Raw genomic sequence first — 15477 nt, 5'->3', positions numbered from 1 at the left:
TCGTTATGTATCCGCGCAGTCGGGCCGTGGCGCAGCCTGGTTAGCGCGTCCGTCTGGGGGGCGGAAGGTCGCGAGTTCGAATCTCGCCGGCCCGACCACCGAGAAAAGCCCGCCCTTGGAAACAAGGCGCGGGTTTTTTCGTATCTGATCCATGCACGGGGGATGGCGTGACTGAAACCGGAGTTCTGCCCGCGCAAACCCTGCGCCGCCTGATCGAAGATGGCGTGATCGGCGCCGACCGGCCCATCCTTCCCGAACAGATCCAGCCCGCCAGTCTCGACCTGCGTCTGGGTGATGTCGCCTATCGCGTTCGCGCCTCCTTCCTCGCCGGTCAGGGCCGCAGCGTGGCCGAACGGATCACCGAATTCGAGATGCATCGCATGGACCTCAGCGCCGGTGCGGTGCTGGAAAAGGGCTGCGTCTATGTGATTCCCCTGATGGAGCGGCTGGCGCTGCCCGAGGGCATCACCGCCGTCGCCAATGCCAAAAGCTCGACCGGGCGGCTCGACCTGCTCACCCGTACCATCACCGATGGCGGGGTGGAGTTCGACCGCATCGCCGGGGGCTACAGCGGCCCGCTTTATGCCGAGGTCTGCCCGCGCAGTTTCTCTGTCCTGGCGCGGGCCGGGCAACGGCTGAACCAGATCCGCTTCCGCCACGGTCAGGCCGTGCTGTCGGATGCGGACCTCACCGCATTGCACGGGCGCGAACCGCTGGTAAACGGGCCTGCGGTGATCTCGGAAGGGCTGGGCTTTTCCGTCGATCTGCGGCCGGGGCCGGATGATCTGGTGGGCTATCGCGCCAAGCCCCATACCGGCGTCATCGACCTTGACCGGATCGGCCATTACCCGGCCGCCGAGTTCTGGGAGGAAATCCGCAGCCGCGACGGCAGGATCATCCTCGATCCCGGTGCCTTCTACATTCTGGTCAGCCGCGAGGCAGTAACGATCCCGCCGGATTACGCCGCCGAAATGGCACCCTATCTGGCGATGGTGGGCGAGTTCCGCGTACATTACGCAGGCTTCTTCGACCCCGGCTTCGGCCATTCGGCGGCAGGCGGCACAGGCTCGCGCGGTGTGCTGGAGGTACGCTGCCACGAGGCGCCCTTCGTGCTGGAGCATGGGCAGATCGTGGGGCGGCTGGTCTATGAGCGGATGTCAGAGCGGCCCGAGACACTGTATGGCGCCGGGATCGCCTCGAACTATCAGGGGCAGGGTCTGAAGCTTGCCAAGCATTTCCGCACCTGAGCGGGCTTGAATGTGCCATGGGGGCAGCCCGCCCCCACGGCACCTCCCCCAAGGATACTTCTCAACAGAAAATGCGGCTCAGCGGCCCAGACGGCGGGCGATGCGGGCCGCCTGGCGGGCCTTTTTGGTCATGTCGCGCGCCGCGTTGGCCTGTTTGCGTTCGTCCGCCGTCATCTGCCCCGGCGGCTTGCCCTTGCGCGCCACATGGTCGATGCCCTTGTTGATCGCGGTATTCATCGCGCGGCGGAAAATCATGTTGAAGATCTGCTGAAAGATCCGTCCTGCATCCATGGCGTCAATCCTCGAATAGTTCGGTCTGGCCGGTGGGGCTGTCTTCATCGTCTTCATCGGGGCGCTGCATCGAGCCGGGCAGCGGGCGGTTGTCCAGCAGGCCAGCCGCGCGCAGATCCTTCAGCCCCGGCAGGTCGCGGGCCGATTCCAGCCCGAAGTGATCAAGGAAGGTTTCCGTGACAACGAAAGTCACCGGGCGCCCCGGTGTCATGCGGCGGCGGCCCAGGCGAATCCATTCCATCTCAAGCAACTGGTCGATGGTGCCGCGGCTGACGGCGACGCCGCGGATTTCCTCGATCTCGGCGCGGGTGGCGGGCTGGTGATAGGCAATAATGGCCAGCGTCTCGATCGCGGCGCGGCTGAGCTTGCGTTGCTCAACCACCTCTTTCTGCATCAGATGGCCAAGGTCAGGCGCGGTGCGGAAGGCCCAGGCATCGCCCACCCGCACCAGCCGCACGCCGCGCCCTTCGTAGCGACGGCGCAGATAGGCCAGTGCCTCGGCCGGGTCGCAGCCGTGTGGCATGCGCTTTTCCAGTTCCGCGACCGAGACGGGTTCCGTGGCGGCGAACAGGATCGCCTCGACCATACGCTCCTGCTCCGCAATGGGCGGAGCATCGAAAAGGCTTTTTTCCTGCGATTCGCTCATGCGCCGTCCTTCCGGCGAATCTGGATCGGAGCAAAGGTTTCCCCCTGCCGGATATCGACCTGGCCCCGTTTCGCCATTTCCAGGATAGCCGCGAAATGTGCTGCAATTGAGGAACGCCGGCGCATCGGATTGCGGTCCCAGCCTTCGGGCAGCCAGCTTTCAAGGTCGGACCAGCTTGCGGCATAGCCGATCAGGCCGCGCAACCGCTCCAGCGCCTGTTCCATGGTGAACACGTCGTCGCGGTCCATCACGAAGGGGCGGAATTCATCCTTGGTGCGGATGCGGGCATAAGCGCGCATCAGGTCGATCAGCGAAGCGGTATAAGTCACCTTGCGGGCGCGGATCACCTCCTCCGGCAGACCGCGCACAAAGAAGTCACGCCCCCGCTGGTCACGGGCCATCAGCCGGGCTGCCGCCTCGCGCATCGCCTGCAGCCGCTCCAGCTGGTAGGCCAGATGGGCCGCGAGTTCCTCGGCGCTGGGGCCTTCCTCGGTCGGGTCGGGGGGCAGCAGCAGACGCGATTTCAGATAGGCGAGCCAGGCCGCCATCACCAGATAATCTGCCGCCAGTTCGATCCGCAGCGCCTTGGCGCGATCCACGAAGCCAAGATATTGCTCGGCCAGTTGCAGCACAGAAATGCGCCGCAGATCGACCTTCTGAGTGCGCGACAGCGTCAACAGCAGGTCAAGCGGGCCTTCGAACCCGTCGACATCGACGATCAGCGCCTCTGCCGCCAGCCGGTCGCTGACACTGAGCCGCTCTGGCCCGGTGTCCTCCCAGCCGTCAGCCATCCGCCCCCCCGATCAGCGCATCATGTTCGGCCCGCAGGACCGGCAGATCGGCAGGTTCAGGCGCCTTGCGGGCGGCCAGCATGGCTTCTGCCCGCGCTTGCCCCTCACGGGTCAGCTGCCCCGCAGCGGCCGCTACAGCCTGCATCTCTGCCATATCGCCCTTGCAGTGCAGGGCGATGTCGCAACCCGCCGCGACGGCGCGGGCGGCGCGTTCGCCCAGGGTGCCGGGCAGCGCCTGCATGTTAAGATCGTCCGAGAGGATCAGACCACCAAAGCCGATCTCCTCACGCACCACCCGCATCATGGCGGCGGAACAGGTCGCCGGTTCGCTGTCAAAAGCCGAAAAGACGATATGCGCCGTCATGGCGGCAGGCAGATCGTTCAATGCGCGGAACGCCGCGAAATCCGTCTGGCGCAGGGTATCGGCATCGGTGGCAACTGTCGGGAGATCGTGATGCGTGTCGGCACTGGCGCGGCCATGGCCGGGCATATGCTTCATCACCGGCAGAACGCCGCCCGCCAGATGCCCGTCAGCCGTGGCGCGTCCCATGGCGATCACCGTCGCCGGATCGGTGCCATAGCAGCGGTTGCGCAGAAAAGGATGGGTCACATCGGTCGCAATATCGAGGCAGGGCGCGCAATTGCCGTCAATGCCGACAGCGCGGAGTTCCGCTGCAATCAGACGGGCGCGCAACCACATCATGCGCGCAGCCCCTGCCCCGGCGCGGGCCACCGCATCCAGCGGCGGCAGCCATTCCGACCAGTGCGGCGCGCGCAGGCGCTGCACGCGCCCGCCTTCCTGATCAACAAAAACCAGCGCATCACGCCCCACAGCATCCCGCAGATCAGCGGCCAGCCGGGCCACCTGTTCAGGCGTTTCGACATTGCGTGCGAAGAGGATGAACCCCAGCGGATCAGCCGCGCGGTAGAAAGCCTTTTCCTCGGGCAGCAGCACCGGCCCCGCACAACCGAAGACCGTGGCACCGTGGGTCATCGCACGGCCACCGGAATGCAATCCGGGCCTTCAGCGGTGATGGCAGCGCAGAAGCGGCGGGCATCATCCTCGTCGGCGAAGCCCTCGGCACGCAGGCGGTAAAAGGTGCGACCACCGCTTTCCGCAGACTGGATCACCCGTGATTTGCCCTGCATCAGATCACCGAAGCGACCGGCCAGCTTGTCCCATTGCGCGCGCGCCTCGTCGGCGCTGTCGAATGCGCCAAACTGCACAAGGCGGGTGCCGGGTGCAAGCGTCGCGGGGTCAAGCTCGGCCGTGGCGGCGGTGAGCGCCGCCGTCACCGCATTGGCAACAGGCGCCGCACTGGCCGGGGCCAGCCCGGCCGGACGGGCCAGAGGCAGCAGCGACTTGCCGATACCACCGGGCACCACCGGCGCCGGAACGAAAGCTTCGGGCTCGGACGGGATGGCGTCCGGGTTGGCCGGGGTCAGAGGCGCGGCCCCGGCGGCAAGCTGATCGGCCAGCGCCAGCACATCCGCCGGGGCATCGGAAGCCGCGTCAGTGGCAGGATCGCCCAGCGGCCCGACCGAGGTCAGCGGGTCCAGCGGCAGATCCGCATCCGACATGGCGGCCAGTGCTTCGGGCATGGGATTGGCTGATGTCGGCGCCTCGGCCTCCGGCAACGGCAACAGCGGCTGCACCGGCGGCTCGGGTGCTGCGGCCACCAGCTCGGGCGGCGGCTCGGCGGCAAGGCCGGGCGTATCCTGTTGTGACAATTCCACCGGGCGCGGGGCCAGAACGATCTCGTCGGGCAGCGGGGCTGCAACCCCCACGGCTGCAACATCATTGACCGAAAGACCCTGATAGGCGGTAATCTCACCGCCCGGATTGTCTGGGGCCACCCGCGCCGGGCCTTCGGCGGCCTTCAGTACCGGAATGCCCATCACATCGCGCATGGCGATGCGATAGCCCCACCAGCCCGCCCCCAGCAACAAGGCCACCGAGACAAGCCCGCCGGTCAGATTGACCCAGCGGCGGCCCCGGCGGGCCTCAGTTCCCTGCCCCGCATCATAGCGGGAATCATAGCCGTCGTAATCCACGTCTGCCATTCTCTGCCCCGGCGCACGGGCACGAAGCCCGTCGCGTCTTTGCCTGTGTGACCGGCGGGGCGCGTTTTGTCAGCGCATTTCCTCGACCGGCGTGACCCCCAAAATAGCAAGACCGGCAGAAATCACAACGCCCACGGCCCGCGCCAGGGCGATTTTCGCCTGCGAAACGGTCACATCCTCTTGCACGAAGCGCAGCGAAGGCTCGTCATTGCCCCGGTTCCACAGGCCATGCAGGTCCGATGCCAGCTCATAAAGGTAGAAGGCCACGCGATGCGGTTCATTGCCGCGCGCGGCGATTTCCACCAGACGCGGCCATTCCGCCAGCTTGCCCACCAGCGCCAGTTCCGCCGGATGCGACAGCAGGTCGTGCTTCGCCCCCGCCAGCGTCGCGTCATCCACCGCAACACCCGCTTCGCGTGCCTTCCGCAGGACCGAGTTGATCCGGGCATTGGCATACTGAACGTAGAAAACCGGATTGTCCTTCGACTGTTCCAGAACCTTGTCGAAGTCGAAATCCAGCGCCATGTCGTTCTTGCGGGTCAGCATGACGAAGCGTGTCACATCGGCGCCCACCTCCTCGACCACATCGCGCAGGGTCACGAAGGTGCCTGCACGTTTCGACATCTTGAAGGGCTCGCCGTTCTTGTAAAGCTTCACCAACTGGATCAGCTTGATGTCCAGCGGCACCCGCCCGTCGGACAGCGCCGAAACGGCAGCCTTCATCCGCTTCACATAGCCGCCATGATCGGCGCCGAAAATGTCGATCAGCTGATCGAAGCCGCGCCGCACCTTGTTGTAGTGATAGGCGATGTCGGGGGCGAAGTAGGTCCACGACCCGTCCGATTTCATCACGGGACGGTCCACGTCGTCGCCATGCGCGGTCGAGCGGAACAGCGTCTGTTCGCGCGGCTCCCAGTCTTCGGGGGTCTTGCCTTTCGGCGGTTCCAGCACGCCTTCATAGATCAGGCCCATGCCGCGCAGGGTTTCGATCGCAGCCTCGATCTCGCCGGTGCCGTAAAGCGCCTTCTCGCTGGAATAGACATCCATGCGCACGCCAAGCGCCGCCAGATCCTCGCGGATCATCTGCATCATCTGCTCGGTGGCAAATTCTCGCACATCGTCGAGCCAGACGGATTCAGGCTGGTCCAGCAGGCTGGTGCCATATTTCGCCTTAAGCGCCTCGCCTACCGGGATCAGGTAATCGCCGGGGTAAAGCCCCTCGCGGATTTCCGGCTCCAGCCCATTGGCCTCGCGGTAGCGCTCATAGGCCGACCGTGCCAGCACGTTCACCTGTGCACCGCCGTCATTGATGTAATATTCGCGCGTCACGTTCCAGCCCGCAAAGGCCAGCAGGTTCGACAGCGCATCGCCCACCACCGCGCCCCGCACGTGGCCCACGTGCATCGGGCCGGTCGGGTTGGCCGAGACGAATTCAACGTTCACCTTCTGCCCGGCGCCCAGATCGGACCGGCCGTAATCGGCGCCGGCGTCCAGAATGGCCTTCACCAGCCCCTGCCAGACGCCCGGTTGCAGCCGAAGGTTCAGGAAACCCGGCCCCGCCACCTCAGCCGCCGCGATGCGCGGATCGGTCGCCAGACGGGCGGCCAGCGCATCCGCGATGTCGCGCGGCTTCATCCCGGCGGGCTTGGCCAGCACCATGGCGGCATTGGTCGCCATGTCGCCATGGGCCGCATCACGCGGCGGCTCGACCGTGACGGCTCCAAGGTCCAGCCCCTCGGGCAGCGCGCCGGAAGCGGCCATCGCTCCAAGCTCGGCCACGACGAGGTTCCGCAGTTCGGTGAACAGGTTCATCTTGCACGTCCTTCCTATCCCTCCGGCACATGCCAGAGGCCGGAAGGCGGGTCAAGTTCGGGCAGGTGTTCCGGTGCCGCGCGTCAGGAAATGCAGGGCCACAATCAGCGCGGCGATGCCCCAGACAGGCCAGGGCGTGCCCGCCAGCGCAACCATTCCGGCGCTGTAACGCTCCGGGTCCAGAAAGGCCGAAGCGACCAACGCAAAGACCGAAAGCACCGAAAGCGGCCGGATCGCACGGTTCATCAGATCGATCCGGGCGCTGAGTTCCGGGCCGTCGCCCTGCGCCACCAGTTCGGCAATGCGGCGCAGACGGGCGGTGTCGGACAGAAGGTTCAGCCCCATGATGCCACCCGCGCGCGGTGCTGGGCCTCGGTCAGATGAAGCTCGGGACGGATGAACGCCTCGGCCCGCACGATCCAGCCGCCCTTGCCGCCATCCCGCCTGCGACAATATTTGCGGCTGACAGGCCGCGCATCGCCAAGCGCATAGTAATAATTCCGCCGTGCCACACCAAAGGCGTCGGCCAGCGTGTTCGGCATAGCCTCAGCCGCCAGCCGTGCGGCCGCCAGCGTCTTCGGCCCGATCACGCCGTCATCCACCAGTGGCCAGCCCAGCGTGGTCAACAGCCGTTGCAGGATCGTCACCGCATTGGAACCGGCATTGACATACATATCAAAGACGCTGGCCTGCAAAGCCACGGGCAATTCCGCCAGACGCGGCCGTTCAAAATAATGCCTGAGGTAAATCTCCACCGCCTGCGCGCGGGTCAGGCGACGCACATCCGCCGCTGTCACCTGCCCGTCGCGATCAAGGTCCAGCCCCAGACGCCGCAGGGTATGGATGGTGACACCGTGATTGGTCGCCCCGCCCGGATCGGCGGGGTCATTCACATAGCCGCCCTCGCGGGCGACAATTTCTTCTGCGATCTGTTTGACGGTCTGCATGGCCTGCCCCTGTGAAACATGGGGACAGGCTGGGCCAGACTGATTAACCGGCCGGAAAGGAGGCGCGCGTTACGATCCGCTTTGCTTGTTCGGGTCTTCGTAGACGCCCTGTTCCTTCAGCGCGTCGATCACCTCTTTCGGCATGTAGGTCTCGTCATGCTTTGCCAGAATCTCGGTCGCCTCGAACACGCCATCCACCATCTTGCCGGTGCCGATCATGCCCTGGCCTTCCTTGAACAGGTCAGGCAGCACGCCGGTATAGGCGACGGGGATGCTTTCGGCGCCGTCGGTGACGCGGAAGGTGATGGTCTCGCCCTGCCCGCGCACCAGCGAGCCATCCTCGACCAGCCCGCCCAGGCGGAACACCTCGTCCATCTGCGGCGGGTCGGCCACCACCTGCGCCGGGGCGCGGAAGAAATTGATGCCGTCACGCATCGCATAGCCGATCAGCGCGGTCGATCCGGCCAGCGCGACGAAAGCCAGCGCGATGATCTGGATGCGGCGGGTTTTCTTCAGCCCCTTCATGGTCGTCTCCTTACGGGAAGACGGGAGCCAGCATCAGCCCCGCAGTCTCCTCCAGCCCCAGCATCAGGTTGGCATTCTGGATCGCCTGACCGGACGAACCCTTGCACAGGTTGTCCAGCGTCGCCACCACCAGCGTGCGCCCCGGCACCCGGTCGCCCACCACCCCGATATGACAGAAATTGGAGCCGCGGGTATCCCGTGTCGAGGGGAGTGCGCCGAAAGGTAGCACCTCGATGAAGGGTTCCAGCGCATAACGCGCCTCCAGCGTGGACCAGACGGTCTTCGCATCGCCCTTCACATAGATGCTGGCGAGGATACCCCTGTTCATCGGCGCCAGATGCGGGGTGAACTGCACCAGAACCGGCCGGCCAGCGATCTTGCTGAATTCCTGATCAAATTCGCCAAGGTGCCGGTGCTTGCCGCCCGCCGAATAGGCATGGGTGCCTTCCGACAGCTCGGCATGCAGCAGGTTTTCCTTCAGTGACCGCCCGGCCCCCGAAACACCGCATTTCAGATCCAGCAGGATGTCATCCAGATCAATGCAGCCTGCCTCAATCAGCGGGCGCAACGCGAACTGTCCGGTCGCCGCATTGCAGCCGGTGCCCGCGACCAGCCGGGCGGACCGGATGTCCTCGCGATAGAACTCTGTCAGGCCATAGACCGCCTCGGCCTGCAACTCCGGCGCGGCATGGGGCTGCCCATACCATTTCTCGTATTCCGCCACATCGCGCAGCCGGAAATCGGCCGACAGATCGACGATTTTCAGATCGCGCGGCAAGTCCTTGATCACCGCCTGCGAGGTCGCATGCGGCAGGGCGCAGAAGGCCAGATCGACCTTGGAAAAGTCGATCTCGTCGATCTTGCACAGCTTCGGCAGATCCATGTGGCGCAGGAAGGGAAAGACCTCGGCCATGGCCATGCCCGCTTTGCGGTCGCCCGAAAGCGCGACGATCTGCATCTGCGGGTGGGTGGCGATCAGTCGCACCAGCTCGGCCCCGGTGTAACCGGATGCCCCGAGGATGGCGATGCGCTTTTTCATGGCGGTCTCCCTGACTGGAAATCGCCCCTTCTTTGCGGCCGGTCGCGGCGCAATGCAAGCGCTCAGTGGCCCTTGGGGGCACGTTCCCCGGCACGAATGGCGAAGGACAGCCGGTTCTCAGGTGGCGGCAGCGGGCAGATGGCGAATTCGGTATAGGCGCAGGGCGGGTTGAAGGCGCGGTTGAAGTCAAGCCAGACGCGGTTCCCCTCGACCTCGCCGATCAGAAACCGCGAGGCGCCATAGGTTTCACGCCCCGAGGTGGCATCGCGGATCACGAACATCGGCTTGCCGCCCTTCACATGGGTCGGAACAAGGCTGACCTTCTGCCCCTCATGGCTGAACCGCGCGACATGGGTCTGCGTCACCGCATCGCTGCGGCCTGCCACCATCTCGACCTGCCGGGTGATCGGCACCTCCAGCGCCAGCCAGTCGGCGGCGATCACCCAGGCCGGATCGAAGGGAAACCGCTCGATGCCAGCGAAGCCCGCGCGCGCCGGATGGTCGATCTGCCGCACGCGCAGTGCCGGGGCGCCCTCCACGATATGCAGTTCCAGCAAGAGCGGCGGCACCCGCTGCAGCGGGAAGCCCCCGGCGCCGGGCATGAAATCCTCCACACCGTCGACCGTTTCGAACCGCGCGGCCAGATCGGGCGCCAGTTCCAGCAGGCCCAGCCGCTCCGGCCCGACCGACAGGCGCAGGTCATTGCCGGCGCCGCTGCCCACTGTCCAGCGGCCGGGTTGCAATTCCAGCCGGTCGGTCAGGTTCAGCCAGCCATCCTCGGCCACCAGCGCCGCCAGCCGCGCCGCCTGCCAGTCGTCAAACGGCGTCATGCCGCCTCGAAAGCGATACGGCGGCGCAGGAATTGCGTCGCCTTGGAAGACACATTCGCCGGGTCACCTGTGGTCAGGAACTTCGACTCGGTGCCGGAGCCGATGAACTCCGGCCGCCGCGCCAGATAATCGGCAAGGCTTTCCGCCACCAGATTGGCCTGGCTGAACACCTGCACATCCGCCCCCAGGGCCTCCTGAAAGGCGTTCTGCATCAAGGGGTAATGGGTGCAACCCAGGATCGCCGCCTCGGGATGCGGCATCCGGCGCTTCAGCGCCTCGACATGACTGCGCACCAGTGCTTCGGCCAGAATCTCATCGCCCTGCTCAATGGCATCGACCACGCCGCCACAGGGCTGCGCTTCGACATCGACACCGATGGCGCGGAAGGCAAGTTCGCGCTGAAATGCGCGGCTGGCCACGGTGGCTGGGGTAGCAAACAGCGCCACATGTTTCACCGCGACCTCGCGCGGCGGGCTGTTATCGCCCCATTGCCGTTCGGTCAGCGCCTCGATCAGCGGTACAAACACCCCGAGCACCCGCTTGTCGGCGGGCAGCCATGTTTCCTGCATCCGTTTCAGCGCGGCGGCAGAGGCGGTGTTGCAGGCAAGGATCACCAGATCACATCCCTCGGCCCACAGCCTCTCGACCGCGGCACAGGTCAGGTTGAAGATGTCGTCATGCGTCCGCACCCCGTAAGGCGCATGGGCATTGTCGCCGAAATAGACAAAGGGAACCTCGGGCAGACGCCGGGCCACCGCATCAAGAACGGTCAGCCCCCCCAGCCCCGAATCGAACACGCCTACCGCCATCGCTGCCCTCCCCTTGCCGGGATTTGTATTTCGCCTCGAACTCGTAGCCATAAGCATACGAGTCGACCGGCCTCGGGGAAAGCTCATAGGTGGAACGGCGCAGGAAATCCATCATCCCGCGTGCGTCCGGGCCAAAGGTGGCAAGACGATCCGGCGGGATCGGCTGGCCGATAGCCACCCGCACCGGCTGGTCCATCCGGGCGCGGAACTCCTTGATCAGCAGCCCCAGCCGCAGCGTGTAATGCAGGTGGCTGGCAATCTGGAACAGGCGACTGTTCTCGCCCTCAAAGAACAGCGGCACCACTGTCGCGCCGCTGCGCTGGATCAGCTTTGCGGTAAAGTTGCGCCAGGCGGGGTCCATCGGTCGGGCGCGTAACGGAGTCGCGGCGGTCGAGACGGTGCCCCCCGGAAAGATGCCGATGGCCCCGCCGCCGGTCAGATAGTCCAGCGCCGTGCGCCGGGTTTGCAGGTTCAGCGCCACCGCTTCGGGGGTTTCGTCAAAGGAAATCGGCAGGATCACCCGCCGCAGATCGGGCGCTTTGACTAAAACCGAATTGGCGAGGATGCGGAAATCTCCGCGCAACGCATCCAGCAGATTGCCCATCATCAGCCCGTCAAGGATGCCATAAGGGTGATTGGCAATCATCACCAGCGGGCCGGAGCCCGGGACAGAGGTTAAAGAACCGGATGTAACCTCAAGCCGCAGACCGAATTTTTCGGGCATCACCTGCCAGAAGCTTTGCCCGGCGGCCATCGCCGCCTCATATCCGGCCGCGCGGGCGATCACGCGCGGCCGTCCGGTCGCGTTTTCCAGAAGCCGGATCAGCGCCCGCCCGCCCCGCGACCGCGCGGCCGAGGCATAGGAGATATCGCGGCTGACATTCCGCTGTGCTTCGACCAGACTCATGCGCGTTCCCTTTCTGTCGTCGCCACAGGCAAACGACAGAAAGGTTACAACGCGATGACGCTCAGGCCGCCAGACGCGGCGCGCTGTCACCACCCGCGCGAATTTGCGCGATCAGATCGGCCCGCCGTCTGGACGCCTTTTCGGCGTTGGCCGTCTTCACCGGACCATAGCCGCGAATCGTCAGCGGCAGCTCCAGCAACTCACGCAGCAGAGGTTCCGTCGCGGGGGTGCACAGGGGCAGAAGCGCCGCCATGTCGCCCTCGTATTCCGCGATCAGCGCGCGTTCCATACGGCGTTCGGGGTGGCGGCCGAACGGATCGAGGGCGGTGCCGCGCAGACCCTTCATCCGGGCGAGCAAGCGGAACAGCGGCAGCACCCAGGGGCCGAAGGCGCGTTTCTTCGGCCGGCCATCCGCCCCGGTGCCGCCAAGGATCGGCGGGGCGAGGTGGAAGGTCGGGCGCAAACTGCCCTCAAGCTGTTCCTGCGCCTTCGCCATCGTTTGCAGATGCAGCCGCGCGACCTCGTATTCGTCCTTATATGCCAAGAGCTTGTGATAGCCTTTTGCCACAGAGTCGCGCAGGCTTTCCGGCGCCGCCGCCACCGCCGCCAGATAGCGCGCGGCCAGCTTGTCATCCTGCCAGGCGCGCAGATGATCGGCACGGAAGGCCACCGGATCGACCTGTGGTTTGGCCTCGGGCACCAGCAGCGCGGCGGCCTCCTTCGGTTTCTCGGCTGCCCAGCGGCCAAGGTCAAATGCGCGCATATTGGCCTCCACCCCCGCGCCGTTCAGTCGCACCGCCTCGCGCAGCGCCGCCAGCGTCAGCGGCACAAGCCCCGCCTGCCAGGCCATGCCCAAGAGCACCATGTTGGAAAAGATCGAATCCCCCAGCGCCACGCGCGCCAGTTCGGTCGTGTCGATGAACCGCACCGCCTGTTGCAGCCGCGCCTGAAGAGCGACGCGCAAATCCTCTTGCGGAATACGGAATTCGGTGTTGCGGGTGAACTCGCCGGTCACGATCTCATGGTCGTTGACCACGGCCTTCGTGCGCCCCGTGGTCATCAGGCCCAGCGTCTTGGCCCCCGCCGTCACCACCAGATCCCCGCCGATCACCGCATCGGCCTCGCCCACCGCCACGCGGATCGCCGAAATGTCAGCAGGCTTTTCCGCGATACGGCAATGGATATGCACGGCGCCGCCCTTCTGCGCGAGGCCCGCCATCTCCATCATGCCCGCGCCCTTGCCATCGATATGTGCGGCCATGGCAAGGATGGCGCCAATGGTCACCACCCCGGTTCCGCCGACGCCGGTGATGACGATGTTATGTGTGCCATTGATCACCGGCAGCACAGGTTCGGGCATGTCCGGCAGATCCAGCGCCTTCGCAGCCGCCTTGCGCGGCTTTGCACCCGCCAGCGTCACGAAGGACGGGCAGAAGCCGTTGAGACAGGAAAAATCCTTGTTGCAGGACGACTGGTCAATCGCGCGCTTGCGGCCCAGTTCAGTTTCCACCGGCACCACGGAAACACAGTTCGACTGCACGCCGCAATCGCCACAGCCCTCACAGACATCGGTGTTTATGAACACCCGTTTATCAATCTCGGGGAAACTGCCCTTCTTGCGCCGCCGCCGTTTTTCGGCTGCACAGGTCTGCACATACAGCAGCACCGAAACACCCGGCACCGTGGCAAGATGCTTCTGTACGGTTTCCATCTCGTCGCGCGTATGGCGCGCGATACCGGCAGGAAACTTCGACAGATCAAGGTCTTCCTTGGGGTCATAAACCAGCGCCAGTTCCTTGACGCCCATCGCCAGCACTTCACGCGCGATGCGGTCGGGGGTCAGGCCGCCCTCGTTGAACTGCCCGCCGGTCATGGCGACAGCATCGTTGAACAGGATCTTGTAGGTGATATTGGTGCCCGAGGCCAAAGCAGCCCGGATCGCCTGAACACCTGAATGGTTATAGGTGCCGTCGCCAAGATTCTGGAACACATGTTCACGTTTGGAGAACGGCGCCTCGCCGATCCAGTTGGCCCCCTCGCCGCCCATATGGGTAAAGCCCTGGGTAGAGCGGTCCATCCATTGCACCATATAGTGACAGCCGATCCCGGCATAGGCGCGGCTGCCTTCGGGCACCTTGGTCGAGGAATTATGCGGGCAGCCCGAGCAGAAATACGGCAGACGCGCCGCAAGATCGCGGGCATTGTCCGCACGTCGCGCCTCGGAAATCCGGGCCAGCCCGGCCTTCACTGCCTCAGTCCCGCGCCCTTCTTCAATCAGGATGCCGCCGATCTTTTCCGCAATATGCAGCGGGTCCAGCGCGAAGCGGGTCGGGAACAGTTCTTCATGCGTGCGATCGTGTTTCCAGCCCAGCACCCGGCGACCGCGACGATCGTCGAAGATCGCCTCTTTCACCTGCACCTCGATCAGCTTGCGCTTTTCCTCGACGACGACAATGACCTCCAGCCCCTCGGCCCAGTCGTGGAAGCCCTTCATGTCCAGCGGGAATGTCTGCCCAACCTTGTAGGTGGTGACGCCCAGACGCTCGGCCTCAGTCGCGTCGAGGCCCAGCAGGCTCATGGCATGGGTCAGATCGAGCCAGTTCTTGCCCGCCGCGACGAAACCGATCCGGGCGCCGGGCTTGCCCCACATGCGCTTGTCCATGCCGTTGGCATGCGAAAACGCCTCGGCGGCGAAGCGCTTGAAGTCGATCATCCGCGCTTCCTGCGCGACAGGCGTATCGCCCAGACGAATGTTCAGCCCGCCCTGCGGCATGCGGAAATCGGGCGTGATAAAGCTCAGGCGGAACGGGTCGCCATCGACCACCGCCGTCGCCTCCACCGTGTCCTTCATGGTTTTCAGGCCGACCCAGAGCCCGGAAAACCGGCTCAGCGCCCAGCCGTAAAGCCCGTAATCCAGCACCTCCTGCACGCCTGCGGGGCTGACGACGGGCATATAGGCATCGACCATCGCCCAGTCGGACTGGTGCAGCACGGTAGAGCTTTCGCCGGTGTGATCGTCCCCCATCGCCATCAGCACCCCGCCGAAGCGGCTGGTCCCGGCCATATTGGCGTGGCGCATTACGTCGCCGGTGCGATCCACCCCCGGTCCCTTGCCATACCACAGGGCAAAGACGCCATCATGCTTGCCCTCGCCCCGCAGTTCGGCCTGCTGGCTGCCCCAGATCGCGGTTGCGGCGAGATCCTCGTTCAGCCCCGGCTGGAACAGGATCTGCGCCGCCTCCAACTCGCGCTTTGCCTTGCTCATGGTCAGGTCGACCGCCCCAAGCGGCGAGCCGCGATAGCCGGTACAATAGCCGGCGGTATTCAGCCCCGCCGCCCGGTCCCGCGCCGCCTGCATCAGCATCACGCGCACAAGGGCCTGCGTCCCGTTCAGCAGGACCGGAGATTTCGTCAGGTCATACCTGTCGGCCAGCGACACATCCTTGCGGATCACATTCTGCACGCCCATTGTGCACCTCCCTTGCAAAACGGTCATATCCGCCATGATAGGTCAAAAATGCTGACCTACAAAGCGGGAATTTCCGCCGGTTTGCCGTTTACAGGCACAA

At 65.2% G+C, this 15477-nt stretch carries 15 protein-coding genes and 1 tRNA gene; 2 read left to right on the top strand and 14 right to left on the bottom strand.

What is annotated here, in order from left to right; all coding sequences use genetic code 11:
• Positions 1-20 precede the first annotated feature (20 nt).
• Together C8N34_RS15085 and C8N34_RS15080 are read left to right on the top strand one after the other, a co-directional pair.
• A tRNA-Pro gene (locus C8N34_RS15085) sits at positions 21-98 on the top strand.
• Between the two features lie 69 nt (positions 99-167).
• Positions 168-1247, top strand: coding sequence for a 2'-deoxycytidine 5'-triphosphate deaminase (locus C8N34_RS15080; RefSeq protein ID WP_108129491.1), 1080 nt, complete (start codon positions 168-170; stop codon positions 1245-1247).
• Positions 1248-1325: 78 nt separating this feature from the next.
• Here the strand turns inward: C8N34_RS15080 and C8N34_RS15075 are convergent, their stop codons facing one another.
• From C8N34_RS15075 to C8N34_RS15010, 14 genes are all read right to left on the bottom strand, one after another.
• Positions 1326-1538, bottom strand: coding sequence for a hypothetical protein (locus C8N34_RS15075; RefSeq protein ID WP_108129490.1), 213 nt, complete (start codon positions 1536-1538; stop codon positions 1326-1328).
• A 4-nt stretch (positions 1539-1542) separates the two neighbouring features.
• Entirely contained in the window at positions 1543-2184 is a 642-nt protein-coding gene (gene scpB / locus C8N34_RS15070) for an SMC-Scp complex subunit ScpB (protein WP_108129489.1), read from the bottom strand.
• Complete coding sequence (locus tag C8N34_RS15065) at positions 2181-2975, bottom strand: segregation and condensation protein A (RefSeq protein WP_054303668.1); 795 nt, start codon at positions 2973-2975, stop codon at positions 2181-2183. The genes scpB and C8N34_RS15065 overlap by 4 nt, the downstream gene beginning before the upstream one ends.
• Positions 2968-3969 (bottom strand): beta-N-acetylhexosaminidase, encoded by a 1002-nt coding sequence (nagZ, locus tag C8N34_RS15060; RefSeq protein WP_108129488.1) that lies wholly within the window; start codon positions 3967-3969, stop codon positions 2968-2970. Before nagZ ends, C8N34_RS15065 begins: the two co-directional genes overlap by 8 nt.
• Positions 3966-5039, bottom strand: a complete 1074-nt coding sequence (locus tag C8N34_RS15055) for an SPOR domain-containing protein (RefSeq protein WP_108129487.1) — start codon at positions 5037-5039, stop codon at positions 3966-3968. The genes nagZ and C8N34_RS15055 overlap by 4 nt, the downstream gene beginning before the upstream one ends.
• A 69-nt stretch (positions 5040-5108) precedes the next feature.
• Positions 5109-6851 carry an arginine--tRNA ligase gene (argS, locus tag C8N34_RS15050; RefSeq protein WP_108129486.1) on the bottom strand — a complete coding sequence of 581 codons (1743 nt, stop codon included), beginning with the start codon at positions 6849-6851 and terminating at the stop codon, positions 5109-5111.
• A 51-nt stretch (positions 6852-6902) separates the two neighbouring features.
• The gene (locus C8N34_RS15045; protein ID WP_108129485.1) at positions 6903-7196 is read right to left on the bottom strand and encodes a 3TM-type holin; all 294 of its coding nucleotides are present in this window, start codon (positions 7194-7196) and stop codon (positions 6903-6905) included.
• Entirely contained in the window at positions 7187-7798 is a 612-nt protein-coding gene (locus tag C8N34_RS15040) for a holin-associated N-acetylmuramidase (RefSeq protein WP_108129484.1), read from the bottom strand. Before C8N34_RS15040 ends, C8N34_RS15045 begins: the two co-directional genes overlap by 10 nt.
• Positions 7799-7867: 69 nt before the next feature.
• Positions 7868-8323: a cytochrome c maturation protein CcmE gene (gene ccmE, locus C8N34_RS15035; protein WP_054303674.1), complete on the bottom strand. Its 456-nt coding sequence runs from the start codon at positions 8321-8323 to the stop codon at positions 7868-7870.
• A gap of 10 nt (positions 8324-8333) precedes the next feature.
• Positions 8334-9362 carry an N-acetyl-gamma-glutamyl-phosphate reductase gene (argC, locus tag C8N34_RS15030; protein ID WP_108129483.1) on the bottom strand — a complete coding sequence of 343 codons (1029 nt, stop codon included), beginning with the start codon at positions 9360-9362 and terminating at the stop codon, positions 8334-8336.
• Positions 9363-9424: 62 nt separating this feature from the next.
• Positions 9425-10192 carry a DUF1684 domain-containing protein gene (locus C8N34_RS15025; protein WP_108129482.1) on the bottom strand — a complete coding sequence of 256 codons (768 nt, stop codon included), beginning with the start codon at positions 10190-10192 and terminating at the stop codon, positions 9425-9427.
• Positions 10189-11001: a glutamate racemase gene (gene murI, locus C8N34_RS15020; protein ID WP_054303677.1), complete on the bottom strand. Its 813-nt coding sequence runs from the start codon at positions 10999-11001 to the stop codon at positions 10189-10191. Before murI ends, C8N34_RS15025 begins: the two co-directional genes overlap by 4 nt.
• Positions 10952-11908 carry a lysophospholipid acyltransferase family protein gene (locus tag C8N34_RS15015; protein WP_108129481.1) on the bottom strand — a complete coding sequence of 319 codons (957 nt, stop codon included), beginning with the start codon at positions 11906-11908 and terminating at the stop codon, positions 10952-10954. Before C8N34_RS15015 ends, murI begins: the two co-directional genes overlap by 50 nt.
• 61 nt (positions 11909-11969) lie before the next feature.
• Positions 11970-15362: an indolepyruvate ferredoxin oxidoreductase family protein gene (locus C8N34_RS15010; RefSeq protein WP_108129542.1), complete on the bottom strand. Its 3393-nt coding sequence runs from the start codon at positions 15360-15362 to the stop codon at positions 11970-11972.
• Between the last annotated feature and the right edge of the window lie 115 nt (positions 15363-15477).

The organism is Gemmobacter caeni (genome assembly GCF_003054195.1).
Taxonomy (GTDB): Bacteria; Pseudomonadota; Alphaproteobacteria; order Rhodobacterales; family Rhodobacteraceae; genus Gemmobacter; species Gemmobacter caeni.
This window is presented reverse-complemented; position numbering and strand designations above follow the sequence as displayed.

Excerpts from the sequence above, each read along its gene's own strand:
- C8N34_RS15075 (WP_108129490.1), bottom strand. The coding sequence starts at position 1,538 with ATGGATGCAGGACGGATCTTTCAGCAGATCTTCAACATGATTTTCCGC.
- scpB (WP_108129489.1), bottom strand. The coding sequence starts at position 2,184 with ATGAGCGAATCGCAGGAAAAAAGCCTTTTCGATGCTCCGCCCATTGCG.
- C8N34_RS15065 (WP_054303668.1), bottom strand. The coding sequence starts at position 2,975 with ATGGCTGACGGCTGGGAGGACACCGGGCCAGAGCGGCTCAGTGTCAGC.
- nagZ (WP_108129488.1), bottom strand. The coding sequence starts at position 3,969 with ATGACCCACGGTGCCACGGTCTTCGGTTGTGCGGGGCCGGTGCTGCTG.
- C8N34_RS15055 (WP_108129487.1), bottom strand. The coding sequence starts at position 5,039 with ATGGCAGACGTGGATTACGACGGCTATGATTCCCGCTATGATGCGGGG.
- argS (WP_108129486.1), bottom strand. The coding sequence starts at position 6,851 with ATGAACCTGTTCACCGAACTGCGGAACCTCGTCGTGGCCGAGCTTGGA.
- C8N34_RS15045 (WP_108129485.1), bottom strand. The coding sequence starts at position 7,196 with ATGGGGCTGAACCTTCTGTCCGACACCGCCCGTCTGCGCCGCATTGCC.
- C8N34_RS15040 (WP_108129484.1), bottom strand. The coding sequence starts at position 7,798 with ATGCAGACCGTCAAACAGATCGCAGAAGAAATTGTCGCCCGCGAGGGC.
- ccmE (WP_054303674.1), bottom strand. The coding sequence starts at position 8,323 with ATGAAGGGGCTGAAGAAAACCCGCCGCATCCAGATCATCGCGCTGGCT.
- argC (WP_108129483.1), bottom strand. The coding sequence starts at position 9,362 with ATGAAAAAGCGCATCGCCATCCTCGGGGCATCCGGTTACACCGGGGCC.
- C8N34_RS15025 (WP_108129482.1), bottom strand. The coding sequence starts at position 10,192 with ATGACGCCGTTTGACGACTGGCAGGCGGCGCGGCTGGCGGCGCTGGTG.
- murI (WP_054303677.1), bottom strand. The coding sequence starts at position 11,001 with ATGGCGGTAGGCGTGTTCGATTCGGGGCTGGGGGGGCTGACCGTTCTT.
- C8N34_RS15015 (WP_108129481.1), bottom strand. The coding sequence starts at position 11,908 with ATGAGTCTGGTCGAAGCACAGCGGAATGTCAGCCGCGATATCTCCTAT.